We start from the raw sequence: 20,596 nt of genomic DNA, 5'->3' as shown, positions 1-20,596 counted from the left end.
GGTAAACTAGTTGTATAAAAATGAATCGTTAAAGGAGTGAAAGGACATTATTTTTCAAAAAAAATTTCAAGAATCAATGAAAAATGGTGTTCACATTGGAAATGGAAAATCGTCCTTTCAAAACATCCGCTTAAATGTACACTGTTTTGTGGTAGATGGGATATTAATTGATACAGGTGCCCAATCACTTGCCAAGGAATTTAGACCTTTTATCGACAGGCAAGATTTTGATCAAGTGATGATTACTCATTATCATGAGGACCATACAGGGGGTGCGGCATATGTTCAGGGCTTAGGAAAACCAATATTTATGAATGAATTATCCATTCCATATTGTCGAACTAAGGCGGACTATCCACTGTATCGTAAGATGTTTTGGGGCAAGCGCCGTCCTTTTGTGGCTGAACCGATTGGTGAAACGATTACTTCCCGTACTGCTAGATGGGATGTTATTGATACACCAGGCCACGCGAAAGATCATAAAGCATTTCTGAATAGAGAGACAGGACAGCTATTCACCGGTGACCTGTATTGCCAAGAGCGTACGAAGGTTGTACTACGAGAAGAAAGTATTCCAACTCTGATTGATTCGTTGAAGCGCGTGCTTACTTTTGACTTTAATGACGTGTTTTGTTGTCATGCAGGGCTTCTTGAGGATGGCAAAGGTGCGCTGAGAAGGAAGCTCGATTACTTACTTCATTTACAAGATAACATTCTAAAATTACACGATGAAGGTAATACTGTGAAAGAAATCAATGATGTGCTCTTCCCAAAAAAATACCCTATCACTCGATTTTCGTCAGGTGAATGGGACTCTCTGCATATTGTGAACTCAATTATAAATGAGCGTGCAGAAGCCGCCACTTCCTTACACCATAAATCGAATACATAAGTTGGAAAAGGCAAATGGAGCACATCCCTTTGACGTTTTTTTGACTAGAACATGTATAATTGAGTTTGCTGTTATTCGAACTAGATAAAGGATAAACTTGTAGGATAATATATAAAATAAGAAGTCGAAAGACAACGACTCATTTACTACACTACAGTTTTCAACGTTAGGAAGAGGGAATTAATTTGTCATCCATAAACCAACAACTTTATGAGTATATTATTAGTCATTCAAGAGATATTACAGAAGAGTGGTTTCAAGAGAAAAGAAAATTTTCTGGTCCTTTTTATTCTAATAACCAAAATCCTGAAATAGATCAGGTCTTACGGGAACAACATGCTTTGACGATTAAGACCATTGCCCATACATTTTTAGAAGAGAGTAGTCTGTTCAATGGACAGTTAATCATTTGGGCCGAATCGGTTGCACAAAGCAGAATAGAACATAAATCACCCATCCATCATGTTTTAGAGGCTTTGAGTAAAACTAGAGCGGTTATTTGGCAATATGTAGAGCAGTTTGTTGACCTGCATGCTGAGTCTGTGACTCTTGAACATATTCTTAACTGGAGTTCATTATATAATTCTAATTTTGATCAGTTAATCCATCTTTTTACCGAAAGATATTATGTACTGTCTAGAAAAAAATTAGCCGCTCAGCAATTATTGATTACTGAATTAAGTACACCTGTTATTCCCCTTGTCGATGGGATAGCGGTTTTACCAATTGTAGGAGATATAGATGCTTACCGCGCTAAGTCCTTTTTGGAAGTTGTGCCGCAAAAATGTTCCGAAATGGAAACAAATAAACTGTTCATTGACGTATCTGGTGTATCAATCATGGATACAAGGGTAGCTAACGAAATGTTTAAATTAATTCAAATCCTTAGTCTGCTTGGAATAGAAACCTACATATCAGGTATTTCCCCTGAAGTTGCACAAACGTCGATTCAATTTGGACATGATTGGAGTGATGTTCCGACATACAGTACATTAAAACAAGCATTAGCAAACATTAGAACTAGTTAACCAATAGAGTGGTTTTTCTCTAGTTCAATGAGTATTTATCTCCCTTGTGATTTATCTTCTTCAAGCATCGTGAAATAGGATAAAGGAAGAAACCGGGGGTGAGCTGATGGCTGTTGTAAAAGCAAGAGATTCTAACCAGGGAATGCTGATGGTCGGAAATGTGGGAATTAATCGAATTAGAGGAGATTGTTCTGACTTTAAAAACATGTGGGCGATTCCTCAAATGGTTTATCAAGAATATGCCTTTGAAGCTGTTCAAAAAGGCTATTTTTATCACTGTCCAAGAGAAAGAGAAAATTGACTTACTCGTCGTACTATTAATGAAGAAATGCGATGGCCGTCTAACAGGCCACAGGGTGACTCCACCAACATAGTATGGTCAACCGCCGGTCGGATGGTACAAACTCCATTGCTACTATGAACCGACATTGGAAGAATGTGAGGCCATTTACAATACATTTTAAAAAGAACGATTAAGAGCTTGTCAATCAGCTTTTGATCGTTCTTTTTTGTAATGAAGATTTTGTTTATTTAAATAGTCTTAATCTAGGCAGAACGGGTTCGAGTATTTCGACCGCAATATATTCCATCTCCAAGCCAAGACAATGCTGGGCTTCGAACTCTATGGATCTTGCTTTTTCTGGGTCATTGCAAAAAATAAAAGAAATGATCCCGTTTTCATCACGTAAATCCATATGTTTAAACATAATATCATGTTCGATTAAAAATGCTTCAAAGACATCACATAATTCGTAAAGACTCTCTTTCTTGACAGATGTAAAAATCATTAAGAACAACTCCTCGAAAATTTGAATAGTAGGTTGTATTTTACAAAATTTAGTTATAAATAGTTTTTCAAATTGTTCAGTATCGGTATATTCTAACATTAATTTTAATAAAATTAGGTATGAAACTACTAAATATTTCATTCACGTTGATTCGGAGCGCAGTTGAACGTTAAGATCATGAAGCTTAAGTGTAAAAATCTGAAAGGAGAGGAAACATGAAGAAGTAATGGGTATCTACTTTGTTGGTTATTTTGTCGTTCATATTTTTACTAGCTGGATGTGGGGATTCAAAAGAAACTGGCACGAAAAACTCAAAGAAAGAATTTCACTATGCGATGTGTGGAGTCTATAAACCTTTTAATTATAAAGAAAATGGAAAGCTTTCAGGATTTGATGTAGAGATTGGACAAGCATTAGCTAAAAAAATGGGAATGAAGGCTGTTCCAGTTACAAATCCATGGGAAACAATTATTCAAGGCCTGCAAGCCAGAAAATATGATGCCATTATTGGTAGTATGACGATTACAGAAGAACGTGCGAAAGCAGTTAATTTTACCGATACGTACTACCGATCTGGTGCTCAGGTGTTTGTTACTGAAGATAATACAGAGATAAAGGGTCAACCGGGTCAACTGGACCGACCGGGGTAACCGGAGCAACAGGAGTAACAGGGTCAACCGGGGTAACCGGGGCAACCAGGAATAACCGGTGCAATTGGACCAATCGTTACAGCAAATTCTATGTACGCATCTAATACAACAGGTTCTACAATTTTAGTTATACTCGGAGGCTCACTCATTCCTCTTCCAACTAATCAAAGTTTAGGAACTTTTACGGTTAATGGAGTTAATACAATTTTTTCTGTCCCTGTAACAGGTCGTTATTACTTGACCTATCAAATAAATCCAAATGCTTCGCTTCTTGCGGGATCTAGATTGTTATTAAATGGACACCCCCCATACCTAGTTCTATCATCACCCCAGCACTTTCTATATCAAGTTATAATAATGATGTGTTTGCTAATTTAAACGCAAGTGATACGATTTCACTTCAGCTTTATGGACTAATAGCAACAGTAACTTTGACAGGTGGAGGATCCTTAGGTGCTGCGTTATCAATCATTCGCTTGAATTAAAGGATGTACTAACGAGCGTCAAATATTCTTCCGTATCTACGCCACCTGCATTTTGCAGGTGTTGTTCTTATAAGAAAATAGTTCTTTATTTGCCCTGTATTTATTTGGTAAAATAAAAATAAAAAGTTAGGAGTACAATTTTGATAAGAAAACTAAGAGCTGGTGAGATTCCTCCAATGCATTTATTATTATTAGCGGATCCATCCCCAAAAATAGTGAAGGACTATATCTCTAGGGGAGAGTGTTTTATTGCTGAAGATGGAAATCACATCATTGGCATATATGTACTTCTGCCTACAAGACCTGAAACGGTAGAGTTAATAAATGTTTCTGTTGAAGAAGTTCATCAGGGCAAAGGGGTAGGAAAACGATTAGTACTAGATGCGATTAATACAGCCAAGAAAAATGGCTATAAAACAATTGAAATAGGGACGGGGAATTCTAGTATAGGTCAACTTGCTCTCTACCAAAAATGCGGTTTTAGAATAACGGGTGTTGATTTTGACTTTTTTACAAAGCACTACGCAGAAGAAATCATAGAAAACGGTATTTTGTGCAGAGATATGATTCGACTCTCACAAACGATATAAGAAAACCAATACATATTTCGTAGAATAACGTAGGAGGGGAGTAGATTGACCTTCAGTGCAAAAACCCATTGAGGGAAATTGATTTTTTTGCTGTTTATCAACGTCCTGTCTATGGTTCTGTATTTTCCCTTTGGAATACTAGCGTATCTTCAACTTTCACTAGTCTTTCTTATGCTTCTATTAGTGTTTATTCATTTCACATTAAGAATAGAGGATGGCCTGATTACCTATCAGGTACTGTTTCTTTCACTAGTTATTCGAAAAAATGAACTTAATCCTCATCGTGCGTTTTTAGAAAATAAACAAATGCTCAATCTTCGAATTATTCATTTTACTCCTGAAAACGTGTTTCAAGAATTGGCTTTGTTTGCGCAACGAAATGGTATACCAATAATTAAAAGCAAAGATTATTCACTTTTAGAGAAAGTAGAAAAAGGGAGTGGGTAAATGAAATTTCCGGATCAATTACTGCAATGGATTACCTCCTCAGTAGATTCTCGAGTAAATATAGAAGATATCCATCGCTTACCTGGAAGTACTTCTTCGGATGTCTATAGTCTTTCACTAAGTAATCAAGGAGATATACAAGAATATGTACTGCGTCAATTTACGAATCGTAGTTGGCTTGAAGAGGAGCCTGACCTTGCAAAACACGAAGCAGAAAGTCTTCGAATTGCTTCCAAAACTAGGACGAATTCTCCTGCGATCATTGCCTATGATGAAACAGGGAGTGAGTGTGGAATCCCTTCTGTCTTAATGACAAAGGTTGAAGGGGAGGTTGATTTAATGCCTGGCATTAAGATGGGTGGATGGATAGATGACCTGGCAAAAACCTTAGCGGCAATTCATACTGTGGAAGCAGCCGAGTTTGCTTGGAACTATTTTTCTTATAATGATATAAAGACCATAAGTATCCCAAAGTGGTCGAGTCAACCGGAACTATGGAAAAAGCTGTTGGAAATTGTGAGAGGACAGCGGCCAGAAACTAAGATTTGTTTTATCCATCGGGATTATCATCCAACTAATGTTTTATGGAAAAATGGGAAAATCAGCGGTGTCGTAGATTGGGTTAATGCTTGCAGGGGGCCAGCGGGTATTGATGTTGGACACTGCCGCCTCAATCTTGCCAGGCTGTATGGTATTGCTTTTGCGGATGCGTTCTTAACTGCTTACCAGACTTATGGTGGTTCGGAGTTTACATATGATCCATATTGGGATTTGGTTTCCCTAGTAGATGGCGGCCCGCCAGAAGTATATCCAGGATGGCCTGTTTTTGGTGTTACTGGTTTGACTAATGAAGTGATGGTTGAACGCACTGAACAATACTTAATAAGCTTAATGAATCGATATAAGTAATGGATACATAAGCAATATGCAACAGAGTAAGAAAAACACAAGCTGTTCGTTAACAGTCTGTGTTTTTATCAAGTTCACATCAACGTTTCTTCCTTCGCGCTCTTTCGATTTCAACATCATAGACGTATCCTAACCTTCGGTGATTAATTACATCTTTTGGCGTAGTATCCCATGGAAACATTCGGTCCGTATAGCCCGCCTTTTCTTGGCACGTAACTTTTCTCGGGATGTATAATCTGCCACATAGCCCATAATCGATCAACATTGGCATGATGTAAAAAGAAAACCGGGTCATTTGGGACAGTGGGAACATAGCCCATATGACCACCAACCCAACCGTGAACTCGATTATGAAGTTGAGGACCATTTATAAACCCTTCCAGTTGATTTCGAAAACTGGGATTACTGGTCATATCCCAAGGTGGCGTATCGTATGGAGTGACCAATAACACGTTGCGGACATCTTCTCGAGTTGGTAAGGTTAAGGATTGATCACTCCTTGAAAATTACGTTTTAAGCTGCCTGCAAGACTTCTATCTTCATCTAATACTTCCTATTTTCCTGCTGCAAAAGTACCACTCTCGACAATGAAGTCATTATCAGGGTTTCCATTTCCCCCCATGAAATCACTTCTCCAAATAGGCGACTTAGTAGGATCTTTTAACGCAGCATCAGTAGCCCAATCCCAGTACGGAAGAACGATATTAGGAGAAACTTTCTGAAGATCTGATTCAAAACGTAATAAAAAGTCTCTATGCCATGGCAAAAAGACAGAGCCCATATGAGCAGCATTGCGGGGACTACTGTCTCGATCAGGTGAATCCTCTTGATTCGATTGAGTTCTGCTCGAGCTGTCGTGACCCATCGACGCATGTGGGTTAGTAGATGTGGGCGAAGTTTGTCCATCTGCCATTACGTTTTCATTTTTTCTTGGGGGAGTTTGGAATTTCCCACCCGCTGTATGCCATGCTACATAACGATCATAAACACCTATTTCTTTCAATTTCAAAACGGCGGATACCTACTCTTTTTTCTCATTATCGGTAAGGTGAATAACATTTTTTCTAACTTTATATTTAGCTGACATGTAAGGTATCTAATTTAGAGTCTGTCTAGTTGTTAAACGGAACGTTAACATATACTAAGCAACTTGACGCTAAATGAACTAGTACATCAGCGGAAATAAGGAAAAATAGGCAGTGAGCTTACAGGGGAAAATACACAGAGAATGGGAACAACCACCTCATTAAGGAAATGGGGTGGTTGATGATTAGGGAATTATACGGATAAGATCCTGATGTCTGTAAAAGGTTTGTTAAACAATTCACTGCTGAGAAGAAGAGTACCTAAAACGTCTCGTTCGTCTTCCGCCTTAATAACTTCTACTAAAATAGTGGAGGAGCCATTCTTTACCGTTACTTTATATTCATTCATTGAATCACCGCCTAAAAGGATTATTGTTGTATTATAAACGATATTCAGTAATCGTTACATCCATTTAGGAAGAATTTCTGAGTTATATACCTCTTATAAAGAAAAAATCACTCATTTTTTCTCGCTGCCAGTATTCCGAGGCACGATTGGTCTAGTCTTCGGCAAACACGACACCTACGTTTATTGATTCGTCTCCAAAGTGAGTCGTGCCTAATTCCTTTATCTCGTAAAGTTTATCGAGGTTTAACTCTCAGAGACGAAATAGTAGATTTACAGATCAAAAAACAGTACACTGTTGTAAGGGTTTACAATAAAACATACATGGAGAAGAGGAAAGAACATGGTCTATCAAGCGGCGTCGAATCGTTATGAAACGATGAAATATAATCGGTGTGGACAATCAGGTTTGAAATTGCCAGCGATATCATTAGGATTATGGCATAATTTTGGTGGTGTCGATACGTTTGAAAATGGTAGAGACATGTTGAGAAAGGCATTTGATTTAGGCATCACTCATTTTGATTTGGCTAATAATTATGGTCCGCCTGCCGGTTCAGCTGAAGAAATGTTCGGGAAAATCTTACAGACGGATTTTGCTCCGTATCGAGACGAGATGATAATATCATCAAAAGCTGGCTATTATATGTGGCCAGGCCCTTATGGAGAATGGGGATCTAAAAAATATTTAACAGCAAGTATTGATCAAAGCTTAAAGCGTATGGGGCTTGATTATGTTGATATTTTTTACTCTCACCGCCCAGATCCAAATACCCCGATGGAAGAGACCATGGGTGCGTTGGATTCAATTGTTCGCCAAGGTAAGGCATTGTATGTAGGAATTTCCAGTTATGATGCGGACCAAACAAAAGAAGCCGTTGAGATTTTGACTAGCTTAGGCACACCGTTAGTCATTCATCAGCCAAACTACTCTATGTTGAACAGATGGATAGAGGATGGCCTGCAAGATGTCTTGCATGAAAGCGGAACAGGCTCGATAGCATTTTGTCCATTGGCACAGGGTTTATTAACGAATAAATATTTATCAGGAGTTCCTGCCGATTCAAGAGCATCAAAACCATCTGGTGCATTAGCTGAAGAAGCGATCACAGAAGATTTGATTATGAAAATTTCTGAATTAAATACTATAGCACGAGAACGAAATCAAAGCTTGGCACAAATGGCTCTTGCTTGGGTCCTGCGTGAAGGACGTGTAACATCCGCTTTAATTGGAGCAAGTAAAGTTAGTCAGATTGAAGAAAACGTAGCCGCTTTAAATCATTTGAGTTTTACCTCAGACGAACTTGAGGGAATTGAAAGAATCCTATTAAGGTAACAAAAATAACCCGTATGTATGGCCTTGTGTCTGTTGTTTAAACAGACACAAAACCTGCTACGGGTTTTTTATGAGTTGCAGGATGTCACTGCCGAATCAACTTATATTACTCAGTTTTGTCATTATCCTTATTCGCTTTACTCGTATAAGGTTTAGCACTTTTTGCTTTGTTAGCTCCAGCTTTCCATCTATTCCAACCTTTACTCCCTGTTCCACGACCAGTTCCGCCAGTTGGTTTCTTTGCTTTAGCTTTTCCCATAAAATCACTCCATTTGTGTTGTTACTCTGTATATTGTTGGTTAGCTTTATCTCTTTATGGCGTGCTTACATGTTCTAAGCATGTTGAAATATACTACAGCTTATTCAATATGTACAGAATTTTATTCTTAAGGTTTCATTATATCACTGTTTACGCACAGCCCCAATAAAACGATAAAAAGGACTGTTAATTAATAAACATTTTGCTTCGATTTTGTCAGCCAAAGGTTGATGCCGATTTTATGGCATATGGTTACGTAATGCATAAGGGTTATTAAAACAGCACCAGTATTCATGCCGATTATAATTCCTTCCATGTTGAACGCCGGCTGTGAACCAAGAATGAACATAAGAATAAATGCAACTATATGTGACCACACAGTGTGTACAAATGCATCTTTTACTAAACCTAATCCAATTAAATAGGCTTGCATTGGAATAATAAAAAAATGAAAGAGAAAATAGGGACATAATAATTTTAAGTAAAGAGAAGCGGATGTCGAAGAAAAAAACAGTGACGTTAAAGGTTCCGCAAATAAGTAAATAATAACAATTGAAGGAACACCATAAAGGATCGTAACCGATATTGATTTCTGTAAGAGGTTGCGAAGTTTCTCTTTATCTCTCTTGTTATAGGCCTCAGAGACGTTAGGAATCAGCATAATCATTAAGGAATGTGCAATAAAAGCAGGAAAAAAACCAATCGTCATCGCCACACCCGTCAACATTCCGAAATGTTCAGTCGCTAACACGGCTCCAAAACCGGCGGAGAGTAAGGCAGCATGAATTAGAAAAGGCTGGATGGCATTCGTAATGGCATGAAAAATTCTCAAACCCATCGTGGGTAGCGATACCTCAAGCAGTTTTTTTCGTGCTTCTTTTCCTGATGAAAGGGTGTGTGAACTTCTTTTCATTACTCGTAAATGAACCGTGAAAAGGCTGAATAAGTAGATAAATACTAAGAATTCACTCCCAATTAATACATAGAAAGCCATGAGTAAAGAGTCCTTTTGGTTATACTGAAATAATGAAAAAATGAGAAGCAGCAAACCAAATTGAAATATTTTTTTGAAAAAGTTCGATAACGCAATCTTACTCATTTGCTGAACACCCATAAAATATCCTCTCGCGATGGATGAGAAAGCCACGATGGGGATTAAACCAACAAACAGCCATTTTATATGTGGGTGATATCGATCCATTAATGGCAAAAAGGTAAGAATAATCGGCATAATTGCACAGATAACCAAGCCCACGACGGCAGCCATTTTTAATGCATGAATAAGTAAATTGAAATGCAGGGATGGTTTGTTTTCTGCAACAAATTTAGAAACAGAAATATGTAATTCCAGGCTCGCGAGCACATAGATCAAGAAGAAGATGGGTAAAAGTGACATGTATTGCCCCATGCCTTCTTCATGTAATTCACGGGCAAGAATCATATTTATTAGAAATTCTACACATTCCCCGAAAAAAGCGGCAATAACCAAAATAATCGTCCCTTTGTAGAACCCCCGCATTGGCAACTCTCCTCCTCGGTGTTTATATAAGGTATGAGACAGGCCGTGGAATATTCATTGATGTCTCAACATTATAATGATTGAGAGTTAAATGATTAGTATATAAAAAGATTACATAAATATACTTTTTTCAATTTTGTTGCTAACTTAGGAATAACAGCAGGATTAAGCCCAATATTAACACCATTTAAGGCTCTGTACGTTCTAATCTTGGCTATATTAAGCCCGCTTTTGACAAAAGAAAGTAAAAGCGTGTATAAGTTTCTTAACATGGTATTTAGATGGAGAGATAAAGCAGAGAAGAAAAAATAGAAATTTCAGGTTGATAAAGCATCCCAAAATTCGTTAGAAACAAACGAATTTTGGGATGCTTATCTTTTGTTTAATTTTGGGTAAACTAGTTATTGTATATAAGACACATTTAACAAGAAATTCAGCATAATTAATCTTTTAGATGAGGAAGAGGAGGCTTTGAAATGGACTTAACAAAAAAATTACTTTGTGATAATTGTAATGAGTATTTTATGAAAATAGATGAGTTTTGGAAATGTCCTAATTGTTTTAATAAACTATCTGAGGAGCGGCTAGAAAGGTTTATAAATATGAGTGCACAAATGGGCAATGAATCCTTTGAGAACACTGCATATGAAAGTGGTTCACCAATCGACACTAAGTTTGCAGTGATTCATAATGAAAGTGGAAAATATAATAGTATTTGGTTTGTTGACGAAGATGGAACAGGTGACGGTTTGAGTTGAAGAACCCCTAACATATAACAATCACTACTTACTGCGTATTTAGATTTTGACTAGGCTTGACTTCTGTCGTCGCATTACCTGCCTCATAACGTGTTTCTTTCCCCAATCTCTCCCTTACAAAAAACTCCAAATATAAAGCAGTGAGTTATCAACCATCGTCATAGCAACAAGCAGCAATACTCATTAAATTCTGCTCATTGTCACAAAAAACGGAATGATTCATAAAGTAATTTTAGTTATTTACCCATATGAAAATTGAGAATGTTTTTTTGTGAGATGAAAAGAATAAAGATTTGGAGGATTTTAAAATGACTAAAACGTTGACACTACCGAATGCATATCAGTCTTTATTGGATGTAAGGCGTACAGAAATTTGCATAAAGGTGATTAAAGAACTTTTTGAAGAAGAATTTTCAGAAGCGCTTAACGTAATGGAAGTTTCTGCTCCGTTGTTGTTATTGGAAGGGACGGGACTAAATGATAACTTAAATGGAGTTGAACGTTTTATAACGTTCGACGCTTTAGATATTGAGCCTTCACACATTCAATTAGTTCAATCTTTAGCAAAGTGGAAAAGAATGGCGCTGCATACCTATAATTTTATGGTAGGTGAGGGGCTTTACACGAATATGAAGGCGATTAGAAGAGATGAGGTACTAGATAATCTTCACTCCATCTACGTCGATCAGTGGGATTGGGAAAAAGTCATTACAAAAGAACAACGTAATTTAACTACACTAAGAACTGAAGTCCTAAAAATTTATGAAGCAATGAAAGCAGTCGAAAACTATTTATATAAATTTAATCCGTTACTTACACCGATATTACCAGAACACATTCATTTTGTAACAACGTTTGAACTCGAGGAAATGTATCCGGCTCTTTCCCCTAAGCAAAGGGAAGATGCAATTACAGAAAAACATGGAGCCGTGTTTGTCATGCAAATTGGGGGTGAACTGAAATCAGGAGAAAAGCATGATGGACGTTCACCGGATTACGATGACTGGAACTTAAATGGAGACATCGTTTTTTGGAATCCCCTCTTACAAAGCTCGTTTGAGGTATCATCAATGGGGATTAGAGTAGACGAAAAAACCATGTTGGAACAATTAAAGGTTGCAAACAATGAGGATCGCAAAGAGTTGCAATATCATAAGTCCTTACTGAATGGAGAACTACCCTATACCATCGGAGGAGGAATCGGTCAGTCAAGATTATGCATGTTTCTCTTAAAGAAAGCTCATATTGGTGAAGTTCAAGCGTCGGTTTGGAACGAGAAAGTGTTGAATGAATGTAAAGATAATAATATACAACTATTATAGGGTTTTTTAACAGACCAAGAAGTAGATATACTTCTAGGTCTGTTTTTTTTTTTTTATTGAAAATATATTTAAGACGAGATAGTTAAGATGCAGAAAGATACGAGCAGGACCATAATCATTATAAAGTCTTTTGCTGGCTGTTTTTACGAATGACGTGTGCAGTTTCCTCTATTATATAGATGACAGGGATTTGTGTAGTGATATTGGTTTCATTTAGTTGTACTTCAGTTACATAGTAAGCAATATTAATATCTGACATGTTTGCTATTGTACAATTTTTAGAGTTTGTAATACTAACGATCCTGCTGCCTCTATCTTTAAATAACTTAGCCAATTTTATCGTGTTATCGGTTTCTCCAGAAACAGATAAGATTATTACGGTGGTGTCGTTCAGTTCAGTGCTGTTTATTGGGTAGTAAGGATCTTTAATAAATGAAGAAAATTTCCCTAAACCCGAGAAGTATCGAGCACCAAATTCAGCTAATATTCCAGAACTTCCTGTGCCGATAAAGACGACTTTATTAGACTTTCCAACTAATTCAGCCGTTTCTTCTATGTAAGACTCGAAATTCCCTTTCATTGTTCGCTCCATAAACTCTGAGAGGTAATGTTTGGTGGATTTTAAGGTGGTGTTTTCTAAACGGTTTAGATGGAGTTTTAACATTACTTTAAATTCTGAAAACCCTTCACAATTTAATTTTCGACAAAAACGTAAAATAGAGGAGGTTGAAACATGCGTATTATCCGCAAGTTCTCGAATTCGCATATAGATTACCTTTTCACTATTCCTCGTAACGTAGTTATATAAGGAAAATTCTAAATCATTTAATGAAGCAATCTCTTCGTTCGAAAACATATTAGGTTCCTCCTTCCACAAATTTAGTAATAACTGGTATAAATGAATCTTATCATAACTAGTTAATAAAAACAGGGTGTTCCAAAGATGTAACAAATTACTTTAAACGATAAAACTTTCTAAAAGCTCCTTATTGCGTACTTTTTTACTGAAAGCGCGTACAATTGTTCTTAAGACGAGAGAAAGGTGTTTTATATTTCCTTCTATGGATGCAGCTTTTCAAGTAACAGGGTATATGCAATACCTGAAAGCAGCCTTTCAATCAGTAATTAGGCAAGATAAAAACTTGGAGGTGCAAAATGTCAAAAGGAATTAAAATTGTAACTATTGGTGGAGGATCGAGCTATACACCCGAATTAATTGAAGGATTTATAAAAAGATATGATGAACTTCCAATATCGGAACTTTGGTTAGTCGATATTGAGGATGGTAAGGAGAAATTAGAGATTATTGGAAACCTTGCGAAGAGGATGATTCAAAAAGCAGGTGTTCCCATCGCTGTACATCTAACACTAGATAGAAGAGAAGCGCTAAAGGATGCGGATTTTGTTACCACGCAATTCCGTGTTGGTTTATTGGACGCACGTGCAAAAGACGAGAGAATACCCATTAAATATGGAGTAATCGGACAGGAAACGAATGGTCCAGGTGGATTATTTAAAGGATTACGGACAATCCCGGTTATCTTAGAAATATGTAAAGATATTGAAGAATTATGTCCAAATGCATGGCTTGTAAACTTTACGAATCCAGCTGGTATGGTAACGGAGGCTGTATTGCGATATAGCAACATCAAGAAGGTCGTCGGTTTATGTAATGTCCCAATCGGAATGAGAATGGGGATTGCGAGAGCCATGGATGTTGAGCCAAGTCGAATACATGTTGATTTTGCTGGCCTTAATCATATGGTGTTCGGTTTAAATGTATACTTAGATGGAGTCAGTATTCTTGATTCTGTTATCGAAAGAATGACGGACCCTAGTAATGAAATGACGATGAAAAATATTTCTGGTTTAGCATGGGAACCAGATTTCATAAAAGCATTAGGTGTCATTCCTTGTGGTTACCATCGCTATTATTATAAAACCAGTGAGATGCTTACCGAGGAAATTGAAGCAGCCGAAACTGTCGGAACAAGAGCCGAAGTAGTACAAAAATTAGAACATGAACTTTTCGAGATTTATAAGAATCCAGAACTAGATATCAAACCGCCGCAATTAGAAAAACGTGGAGGCGCCTTTTACAGTGATGCAGCTTGTAGTCTTATAAACTCAATATATAATGATAAACATGATATCCAACCAGTTAATACAAGAAATAACGGGGCCATTGCTAGTATTCCAAACGATTCGGCTGTTGAAGTGAATTGTGTAATTACTAAAGAAGGACCGGTACCTATTGCAGTAGGTGACATACCAGTTGCGGCTAGAGGACTGGTCCAGCAAATTAAGAGTTTCGAACGAGTCGCATCAGAAGCAGCGGTGACAGGTGATTATCAAACAGCCTTACTTGCCATGACTATCAACCCGCTTGTCCATTCTGATAAAGTGGCTAAACAGATATTAGATGAAATGTTAGCAGCTCATAAAGAATATCTTCCCCAATTCGCACAGGCAGTGAAAGTATAACTAGTATATATTATCATGAGTAGAGTCTTCGTTGACTCTACTTTTTTGTCGCACTTGGTGGTTTACCTATTCCTAAAGGAGATGTCTAGCTTTACTCCTACGACTCAATGAATGATTCAAGTTGTGACCTTTAAGGAAAAACTTGGGATTCTCAAAAACATCAAAATATTAAAACCCACAAATTACATTTGTGGGCTGATGATTATAGTAGTTTCAGAGTTTATAAGCTAACATTTGATTTTTCATTTATTTATTTTAATATCTTCCGTTAAGTATAAATACTCTTCAATCGCGTCCTTTAAAGGCTGCAGGGATGCATCCCAGAACGTAGCTTTTGTTGCATCTTCTCCTAAATATCTTTCAGCGAGCTGTTCTACTGTCATTCTGCCTGAGCTTCGCAATAATTCGTCTAATTGCTCGACGCCATTGTCACTTTTCTTCAATCTTTCATAAATGCCGTTACTAAACAGATAGCCTATGGTGTAAGGAATATTATAAAAAGCCTTTTCTGCGTTATAAAAATGAGAAATGTACATCCATTTATACACTGCCAAATCTTCAATTAAACCATCATATAGTTCATTTTCTACTTTAGAGAGTAAGGTGTTGATTTCTTCAGTGGTTACTAGGTTCGTTTTTCGCTTTTCGTAGAATTCTTGCTCGAACTTAAACATATTCGGAATCGTACCAACATATTTAAGACCATTGGAGATTTTCATTTCAAGTAAAGCTAGTTTTTCTTCCTTTGATGTGGTTTGTTTAATCACCGCATCCACTACCAAGTTTTCCATAAAGGTTGAAGCAGTTTCTGCCAAACTTGTCCCTTTTTGCTGCGCATAAGCTGGTTCTTCATGCAGAATATAATTATGGTAAGCATGCCCCAATTCATGCGCTATCGTTATAACATCTTGGTAATTCTCTCGATACGTTAAAAAGATCCTACTTTGCTTGGAAAGTGGGAACGATGCACAGAAACCACCCTCCGCTTTGCCTGGACGGTTTTCCGTTTCAATCCAGTTCGCTTCAAAAGCTTCTTCTGCAAATTTCCCTAATGAATCACTAAACGTCCGAAATTGTTCAATAATAAGGGATACTGCATCATGATAGGGAACCTTTACTGCAACGGTAAAATACGGCGATTCTAAATCATACCAGCTGGGATTTTTTATTTGACTGAGTTCGATTTTTCGTTGTATGTAAGATTGTATAAGTTCCTTATGTTGATTGATGGAAGTAAGCATCGTGTGAAGTGTTTCGTCCATAATCCGATTTTGAAGACATAATTCTTTCAAAAGGCTATCCCAGCCGCGTTGCTCATAAATTGTAAGACGGAAACCAGCTATTCTGTTTAATACAGAAGCGAATAAGTCGGCATTTTTTTCACAGATTTGTTTAATTGCCAGTGCAGCGTCGTGGCGGAGCAATAGGTTTTTGGAATAAATGGCTTCATTTAATGCTTGTCCAATAGAAACATCTTTTGTCTCTCCATCCATCTTTAGTGGGATTCTTAATTGGGTCAGCATTTGTTCGTGTTGTTGCTCCCACCCTTTGATTCCATTAATAGAAAGAGAGCTAATTAATCTTTCTATTTCTAAAGGCAGCTGATTTTTTCCTTTATTCCTGCATTCTAGTAGAAAAAATGATATTGGTTCAATTTCTGATAAACGTAAAAGTTCATCCCATAGGTCGTCTGAGAGATTGCCCAAGGTAAGATTTAACTCGAGTTGGAAGGATTGAAGCTTTGATTTAATAACCGTACTATGATCTAATAATCCGATAATCTCGGTATTGTTGGTATTTTGAGCATATATACATATTAGTAAATCATCAAATTCTTCCGAACCAATCTGAACGTATTGTGTACGTTGAATAATTTCCACTAACTTTGACAGGTTTATTATTCCTGGTGAACGATTCAAGTGTTTAAGATTTTTAGACAAGGTTTCAATTGTCATATTCAGTTCGGCTCTAAGTTCTATTAGTTTGTTTGACATGGTTTCATCAGGATAAAGCCATGCCAAATCCCAATTTTGATTCATTATTTGTTCCATTTAGGTCTCCTTATATTTCATCCTTTTCTTACCTATCAATTCGGCTAGTATATGGGAAATTCCTTTATAAGGTCCTCGAAAGTCGCAATTATGAAATTATTTAAAATTTGTGATAATCTTATACTATTATGGAAGGGAGTGGTTAGTTATGAATAAATCAATTCCAGAGGTTACATTAAATGATGGAATGACATTACCAGTCATAGGTTTTGGTACATATCCACTCAAGGGAATGAATGGTGTGAACGCTATACAAAGCGCAATTGAAACGGGGTATCGCTTAATTGATTCTGCTTATAATTATGAAAATGAAGGAACTGTAGGGGAAGCGGTTAAACGTAGTTCTGTTCCTAGACATGAATTAAAAATAACGACTAAGCTGCCAGGCCGTTTTCAAACCTATGATAAAGCGGTAGCTACTATCCAAGAATCTTTATTTAGGGCTAATTTAGATTACTATGATTTATATCTCATTCACTGGCCTAATCCAAAACAGGATCACTATGTAGAAGCTTGGCAGGCATTGATTGATGCGAAAAAATGGGGACTTATTCGTTCTATTGGTGTTTGTAATTTCCTACCTGAACATCTTGACCGTTTAGAAAAAGAAACAGGTGTTAAGCCAAGCATTAACCAAATTGAATTGCATCCATTCTTCAATCAGGCAGAGCAAAGAAACTACCATGAAGAACATAATATCGCTACAGAATCATGGAGCCCATTTACACGAGGATATAAAGATTTAGAGATTGATACGCTTCAAACGATTGCTGAACATCATCATAAAACCATCCCGCAAATTGTATTGCGCTGGCATTATCAGCTAGGTGCCATTTCCATACCAAAATCAGCTTCACCCATACATCAGCTTGAAAATATCTCAATCTTCGACTTTAAATTAGATGAAACAGAAATGAATATGATTTCAAAATTAACACGTCCTGATGGCAGAATTGCTAATCAAGATCCGGCCGTATATGAAGAATTTTAATAAATAGGTTGAGAGAAAAGGAAGGTATTTTGTACCTTCTTTTTTTAGAGGTGTTATATGAGCTATATTAAGGTATTAAGAAAAATAGTGGGAAGCTCAATGTTTACTCAGGAGAAAACTTTCGCTATACATATCCTCATGGTGATGTGGTATATAATGTGATATCTGCCTACATATGCAGTGATTACGAGGGGGAAATGAAAAGGGATGTTAAGGAAGTTCAAGAATTAAAATTTTTTAAGTTTGCTGAACTTCCTCACAACATTAGTCGCCAGATGTACCAATAGTAAATGAATATTGTAAAGGTGCTTCCATTGTATCAAAACTATGAAATAGGGGATCGTTGTGACCGGTGTGAACATTGAAAAGTATGTTTTATAGTTGAAACATCTTAACGTGTTTTACTATGCGATAACAACGAATGGTGAATTAGCGGCACTATAATAATTAAATTAGTATTGGTTAAATAAGGATTATCTTGCACCGTCATTGTGAACGGGGTTTTTTGAGTTTATTTAAAAAATATACAAATGAGTATTTTGAGCAGAAAACTCCAATTTGTAATGGTACTTAGGATTTTTAAAGAAAAAATGTAACTTGGTGAAACTTCTTTATGCTTGATTCGTAAATATAAATATGGGAAACTTAGTTTAACAAAAAAACTATACTAGAATATCACAGGAGGAATTATTTTGTTAAAGAAGTTGTTAACTGCTTTTATGTTGGTTACCTTTGTGTTTGCACCGATTGCGGAGCATACCTTTGTAGAGCCTACACATGAAGTGAGTGCAAAATCATATCGTTCAGGGAAAAAATCTTTTAATTCCAATAACAATCGTTCGAATTTCAACCAAAATAAATCAACGGTCAATAAACAAAAATCATCTACAAACAGCAATGCCAAAACGACAAAAACAAATTCATTTAACAAAGGCTCATTTATGAAAAGCATGATGCTGGGCGGTATCGCCGGTTTATTATTCGGGAGTATGCTGGCTAATATGGGCGCTATGGGATCCGTTCTTGGATTATTATTGAATGTACTTGTGATTGTGCTTATTATCGGGTTACTTAAAAAGATTTTCACGCGTAATAACCGCCCGAGAAATGAGGGAGACGGAACGTGGAGAAGATAAAGATATCCGAACAAGAAATCATTAACTCACTCTGTGTGTATATAGCTGATAAAAGGCGAGTAAGCCCAGAACAAGTTGAAATTGAATTAATGTTTGATGATGACTATGGGTTCTCAGCTGAAGCACATGTAAATGGAAGATCTCAAATATTAATTACAGCAAATATAATTGAAGCATTGCGCTTTTATATTGAGCATGAGCTGAATAGGGATCCATTTTCTGCCAAGATTGAACTTAAATTAGATGATGACGAAGGCATTATTGCATACGTCCAATAAATCGATGAAAAGAGGCTATGCCTCTTTTTTTTATACTCGACTTTTTATTTTTAGGCTATGTTAAAGTTACCAAAAGAGGTATTTCCAATGAACAAGTCTGTGTCTTGGTAGCTAGAGCTAGAGACCGAAACAAAACAACTCTTTCGAAACGAGTAGGTTCAGGTAGGATTCTAATGGAACAAACTGATACCACGCTTACATCGCATTTTAAGAGTGATCCGGTGCTTATTTCCGGTGCGCACAATTCTTACACATCTTACACATCTACTAACGATGTGGAGCACATCATCATAAACGGAAGTAAAAAAGAATATGTAAAGAAAGGCATCTACCACCTCAACAATATTAATAATTATCCTTCCCGTTTAAAGAAATGGATAAGTCGGTTTAATGGTGTTTCTACGAAGTATTTACAACTTTATTTAGTGTGGTTTCAATTCCTCGACAATAGGAAAATGGAAAGTGATTTAAGCAAGAAAAAACAAATGCTTATCTTGGCAAGTGTTCATGGAACATGGGAAACCGAAGACAAGTTAAGGCTGAGAGACTGTGCATTCTAAATAAAAAGGGCACTAAAAATGAGCTGGGAAATGTACCTCCAAGCTCATTGCGATGTCTATTTTTTACTAAAGCACCCTTATGTTTAAGTGCATTAGTTCAGAAACTTATCCAAAAAATTATTCTTTAATTATCGAGTAGTACGTATTGATGCTTTAAGCGGAGCGAAGCAGTATGCTAAAACTACCTATGGACGATTAAATGAACCTAAAAAAATTTTTAAATCACTAAGTCATTCAAACAAATTATCTCGCACCCTTTACTTTCATAATAGTCTATCATACCATCAATTTTCTTTTTATCATAACTGGTAATGCAATCTGATAGTACACTAACCCCATAGTTTGATTTACGTAAGTTATAGCAAGTTGACTTAACACAAGCAACAGCATCCGCTCCAGTGATGTAGAAGTCGTCTATTTCATTTATACTAATAAAGTCTGTGAATTCTTCACTCGTTAACGCGTTTCCTTTATATTTTGTAAAAACATTTTCTGATACTATTTTCAAATCTGGAGCTAATTCTGCACCTAGTGTACCTGTTTTAAAAGTTCTCGTACCAGGGGACAAATTCTCATGTCTTATATAAACAACATGAATATTATTTTCGACCGCCCAATCAATTGATTTGTTGATATTGTCAATGATTTCTTTGTAATTCTTTGTTATGTCATTTTGAATATC

At 36.7% G+C, this 20,596-nt stretch carries 21 protein-coding genes and 6 pseudogenes; 17 read left to right on the top strand and 10 right to left on the bottom strand.

Annotated elements, in window-relative coordinates:
• Positions 1 to 76 precede the first annotated feature (76 nt).
• The 3 genes and pseudogenes from AC52RT_RS01245 (at position 77) to AC52RT_RS01235 (ending at position 2,384) form a co-directional block, all read left to right on the top strand.
• Positions 77 to 892: an MBL fold metallo-hydrolase gene (locus AC52RT_RS01245; protein WP_495539067.1), complete on the top strand. Its 816-nt coding sequence runs from the start codon at positions 77 to 79 to the stop codon at positions 890 to 892.
• 185 nt (positions 893 to 1,077) lie between these two features.
• Positions 1,078 to 1,920, top strand: a complete 843-nt coding sequence (locus AC52RT_RS01240) for an STAS domain-containing protein (RefSeq protein ID WP_495539066.1) — start codon at positions 1,078 to 1,080, stop codon at positions 1,918 to 1,920.
• Between the two features lie 106 nt (positions 1,921 to 2,026).
• Positions 2,027 to 2,384, top strand: a pseudogene (locus AC52RT_RS01235) (cell wall hydrolase).
• A gap of 63 nt (positions 2,385 to 2,447) precedes the next feature.
• On the opposite strand, the gene AC52RT_RS01230 reads toward AC52RT_RS01235, so the two are convergent.
• Positions 2,448 to 2,708: a hypothetical protein gene (locus AC52RT_RS01230; protein ID WP_495539065.1), complete on the bottom strand. Its 261-nt coding sequence runs from the start codon at positions 2,706 to 2,708 to the stop codon at positions 2,448 to 2,450.
• Positions 2,709 to 2,959: 251 nt separating this feature from the next.
• Between AC52RT_RS01230 and AC52RT_RS01225 the strand changes: the two are divergent.
• From AC52RT_RS01225 to AC52RT_RS01205, 5 genes and pseudogenes are all read left to right on the top strand, one after another.
• A pseudogene (locus AC52RT_RS01225) lies at positions 2,960 to 3,322 on the top strand (transporter substrate-binding domain-containing protein); the annotation flags it as partial.
• A gap of 2 nt (positions 3,323 to 3,324) precedes the next feature.
• A pseudogene (locus AC52RT_RS01220) lies at positions 3,325 to 3,843 on the top strand (BclA C-terminal domain-containing protein); the annotation flags it as partial.
• Positions 3,844 to 3,980: 137 nt separating this feature from the next.
• On the top strand, positions 3,981 to 4,433 hold the full coding sequence (locus tag AC52RT_RS01215; RefSeq protein WP_495539068.1) for a GNAT family N-acetyltransferase: 453 nt from the start codon (positions 3,981 to 3,983) through the stop codon (positions 4,431 to 4,433).
• Positions 4,434 to 4,544: 111 nt separating this feature from the next.
• The gene (locus AC52RT_RS01210) at positions 4,545 to 4,880 is read left to right on the top strand and encodes a hypothetical protein (RefSeq protein ID WP_495539064.1); all 336 of its coding nucleotides are present in this window, start codon (positions 4,545 to 4,547) and stop codon (positions 4,878 to 4,880) included.
• Complete coding sequence (locus AC52RT_RS01205; protein ID WP_495539063.1) at positions 4,881 to 5,789, top strand: phosphotransferase family protein; 909 nt, start codon at positions 4,881 to 4,883, stop codon at positions 5,787 to 5,789.
• A 79-nt stretch (positions 5,790 to 5,868) separates the two neighbouring features.
• Here the strand turns inward: AC52RT_RS01205 and AC52RT_RS01200 are convergent, their stop codons facing one another.
• From AC52RT_RS01200 to AC52RT_RS01185, 4 genes and pseudogenes are all read right to left on the bottom strand, one after another.
• Positions 5,869 to 6,060, bottom strand: coding sequence for a hypothetical protein (locus AC52RT_RS01200; RefSeq protein ID WP_495539069.1), 192 nt, complete (start codon positions 6,058 to 6,060; stop codon positions 5,869 to 5,871).
• 25 nt (positions 6,061 to 6,085) lie between these two features.
• Positions 6,086 to 6,202 (bottom strand): annotated as a pseudogene (locus tag AC52RT_RS01195) (tyrosinase family protein); the annotation flags it as partial.
• 140 nt (positions 6,203 to 6,342) lie between these two features.
• A complete protein-coding gene (locus tag AC52RT_RS01190) occupies positions 6,343 to 6,792 on the bottom strand; it encodes a tyrosinase family protein (RefSeq protein ID WP_495539062.1) in 450 nt (149 codons plus the stop codon).
• 275 nt (positions 6,793 to 7,067) lie between these two features.
• Positions 7,068 to 7,223, bottom strand: coding sequence for a hypothetical protein (locus AC52RT_RS01185; protein ID WP_495539061.1), 156 nt, complete (start codon positions 7,221 to 7,223; stop codon positions 7,068 to 7,070).
• A 340-nt stretch (positions 7,224 to 7,563) separates the two neighbouring features.
• Between AC52RT_RS01185 and mgrA the strand changes: the two genes are divergently transcribed.
• On the top strand, positions 7,564 to 8,556 hold the full coding sequence (gene mgrA / locus AC52RT_RS01180) for an L-glyceraldehyde 3-phosphate reductase (RefSeq protein WP_495539060.1): 993 nt from the start codon (positions 7,564 to 7,566) through the stop codon (positions 8,554 to 8,556).
• A 106-nt stretch (positions 8,557 to 8,662) separates the two neighbouring features.
• Here mgrA and AC52RT_RS01175 read toward each other — a convergent pair whose 3' ends face one another.
• Both AC52RT_RS01175 and AC52RT_RS01170 read right to left on the bottom strand, forming a co-directional pair.
• Positions 8,663 to 8,815 (bottom strand): DUF3934 family protein, encoded by a 153-nt coding sequence (locus tag AC52RT_RS01175; protein ID WP_495539059.1) that lies wholly within the window; start codon positions 8,813 to 8,815, stop codon positions 8,663 to 8,665.
• Between the two features lie 190 nt (positions 8,816 to 9,005).
• Complete coding sequence (locus AC52RT_RS01170; protein ID WP_495539058.1) at positions 9,006 to 10,334, bottom strand: polysaccharide biosynthesis protein; 1,329 nt, start codon at positions 10,332 to 10,334, stop codon at positions 9,006 to 9,008.
• Between the two features lie 126 nt (positions 10,335 to 10,460).
• Here AC52RT_RS01170 and AC52RT_RS01165 point away from each other — a divergent pair.
• From AC52RT_RS01165 to asnA, 3 genes and pseudogenes are all read left to right on the top strand, one after another.
• Positions 10,461 to 10,646, top strand: a pseudogene (locus AC52RT_RS01165) (cation/H(+) antiporter); the annotation flags it as partial.
• A 164-nt stretch (positions 10,647 to 10,810) separates the two neighbouring features.
• Positions 10,811 to 11,092 carry a hypothetical protein gene (locus AC52RT_RS01160; RefSeq protein ID WP_495539057.1) on the top strand — a complete coding sequence of 94 codons (282 nt, stop codon included), beginning with the start codon at positions 10,811 to 10,813 and terminating at the stop codon, positions 11,090 to 11,092.
• Positions 11,093 to 11,400: 308 nt separating this feature from the next.
• The gene (gene asnA, locus AC52RT_RS01155; protein ID WP_495539056.1) at positions 11,401 to 12,414 is read left to right on the top strand and encodes an aspartate--ammonia ligase; all 1,014 of its coding nucleotides are present in this window, start codon (positions 11,401 to 11,403) and stop codon (positions 12,412 to 12,414) included.
• Between the two features lie 118 nt (positions 12,415 to 12,532).
• Here asnA and AC52RT_RS01150 read toward each other — a convergent pair whose 3' ends face one another.
• A complete protein-coding gene (locus AC52RT_RS01150) occupies positions 12,533 to 13,270 on the bottom strand; it encodes a MurR/RpiR family transcriptional regulator (protein ID WP_495539055.1) in 738 nt (245 codons plus the stop codon).
• A gap of 299 nt (positions 13,271 to 13,569) precedes the next feature.
• Here AC52RT_RS01150 and AC52RT_RS01145 point away from each other — a divergent pair, with 299 nt between their 5' ends.
• Positions 13,570 to 14,898, top strand: a complete 1,329-nt coding sequence (locus AC52RT_RS01145) for a 6-phospho-beta-glucosidase (RefSeq protein WP_495539054.1) — start codon at positions 13,570 to 13,572, stop codon at positions 14,896 to 14,898.
• 242 nt (positions 14,899 to 15,140) lie between these two features.
• Here the strand turns inward: AC52RT_RS01145 and AC52RT_RS01140 are convergent, their stop codons facing one another.
• Complete coding sequence (locus AC52RT_RS01140; protein ID WP_495539053.1) at positions 15,141 to 16,949, bottom strand: M3 family oligoendopeptidase; 1,809 nt, start codon at positions 16,947 to 16,949, stop codon at positions 15,141 to 15,143.
• A gap of 148 nt (positions 16,950 to 17,097) precedes the next feature.
• Between AC52RT_RS01140 and AC52RT_RS01135 the strand changes: the two genes are divergently transcribed.
• From AC52RT_RS01135 to AC52RT_RS01120, 4 genes and pseudogenes are all read left to right on the top strand, one after another.
• Positions 17,098 to 17,940: an aldo/keto reductase gene (locus AC52RT_RS01135; protein WP_495539052.1), complete on the top strand. Its 843-nt coding sequence runs from the start codon at positions 17,098 to 17,100 to the stop codon at positions 17,938 to 17,940.
• 692 nt (positions 17,941 to 18,632) lie between these two features.
• Positions 18,633 to 19,076 carry a hypothetical protein gene (locus tag AC52RT_RS01130; protein WP_340850139.1) on the top strand — a complete coding sequence of 148 codons (444 nt, stop codon included), beginning with the start codon at positions 18,633 to 18,635 and terminating at the stop codon, positions 19,074 to 19,076.
• Positions 19,064 to 19,354: a YxcD family protein gene (locus tag AC52RT_RS01125; protein ID WP_495539051.1), complete on the top strand. Its 291-nt coding sequence runs from the start codon at positions 19,064 to 19,066 to the stop codon at positions 19,352 to 19,354. The genes AC52RT_RS01130 and AC52RT_RS01125 overlap by 13 nt, the downstream gene beginning before the upstream one ends.
• A 68-nt stretch (positions 19,355 to 19,422) precedes the next feature.
• Positions 19,423 to 19,914, top strand: a pseudogene (locus tag AC52RT_RS01120) (IS1595 family transposase); the annotation flags it as partial.
• A gap of 217 nt (positions 19,915 to 20,131) precedes the next feature.
• On the opposite strand, the gene AC52RT_RS01115 reads toward AC52RT_RS01120, so the two are convergent.
• Positions 20,132 to 20,596: cysteine hydrolase family protein (locus AC52RT_RS01115; RefSeq protein WP_495539050.1), on the bottom strand; the 465-nt coding region annotated here is incomplete at its 5' end.

It is taken from the genome of Peribacillus sp., from assembly GCF_059453735.1.
Note: the sequence above shows the minus strand (reverse complement) of the source record. Positions and strands in the feature narration are given on the sequence as shown.

Excerpts from the sequence above, each read along its gene's own strand:
- AC52RT_RS01150 (WP_495539055.1), bottom strand. The coding sequence starts at position 13,270 with ATGTTTTCGAACGAAGAGATTGCTTCATTAAATGATTTAGAATTTTCC.
- AC52RT_RS01200 (WP_495539069.1), bottom strand. The coding sequence starts at position 6,060 with ATGCCAATGTTGATCGATTATGGGCTATGTGGCAGATTATACATCCCG.
- AC52RT_RS01230 (WP_495539065.1), bottom strand. The coding sequence starts at position 2,708 with ATGATTTTTACATCTGTCAAGAAAGAGAGTCTTTACGAATTATGTGAT.
- AC52RT_RS01205 (WP_495539063.1), top strand. The coding sequence starts at position 4,881 with ATGAAATTTCCGGATCAATTACTGCAATGGATTACCTCCTCAGTAGAT.
- AC52RT_RS01140 (WP_495539053.1), bottom strand. The coding sequence starts at position 16,949 with ATGGAACAAATAATGAATCAAAATTGGGATTTGGCATGGCTTTATCCT.
- AC52RT_RS01210 (WP_495539064.1), top strand. The coding sequence starts at position 4,545 with ATGGTTCTGTATTTTCCCTTTGGAATACTAGCGTATCTTCAACTTTCA.
- AC52RT_RS01185 (WP_495539061.1), bottom strand. The coding sequence starts at position 7,223 with ATGAATGAATATAAAGTAACGGTAAAGAATGGCTCCTCCACTATTTTA.
- asnA (WP_495539056.1), top strand. The coding sequence starts at position 11,401 with ATGACTAAAACGTTGACACTACCGAATGCATATCAGTCTTTATTGGAT.
- AC52RT_RS01145 (WP_495539054.1), top strand. The coding sequence starts at position 13,570 with ATGTCAAAAGGAATTAAAATTGTAACTATTGGTGGAGGATCGAGCTAT.
- AC52RT_RS01245 (WP_495539067.1), top strand. The coding sequence starts at position 77 with ATGAAAAATGGTGTTCACATTGGAAATGGAAAATCGTCCTTTCAAAAC.
- AC52RT_RS01160 (WP_495539057.1), top strand. The coding sequence starts at position 10,811 with ATGGACTTAACAAAAAAATTACTTTGTGATAATTGTAATGAGTATTTT.
- mgrA (WP_495539060.1), top strand. The coding sequence starts at position 7,564 with ATGGTCTATCAAGCGGCGTCGAATCGTTATGAAACGATGAAATATAAT.
- AC52RT_RS01175 (WP_495539059.1), bottom strand. The coding sequence starts at position 8,815 with ATGGGAAAAGCTAAAGCAAAGAAACCAACTGGCGGAACTGGTCGTGGA.
- AC52RT_RS01170 (WP_495539058.1), bottom strand. The coding sequence starts at position 10,334 with ATGCGGGGGTTCTACAAAGGGACGATTATTTTGGTTATTGCCGCTTTT.
- AC52RT_RS01135 (WP_495539052.1), top strand. The coding sequence starts at position 17,098 with ATGAATAAATCAATTCCAGAGGTTACATTAAATGATGGAATGACATTA.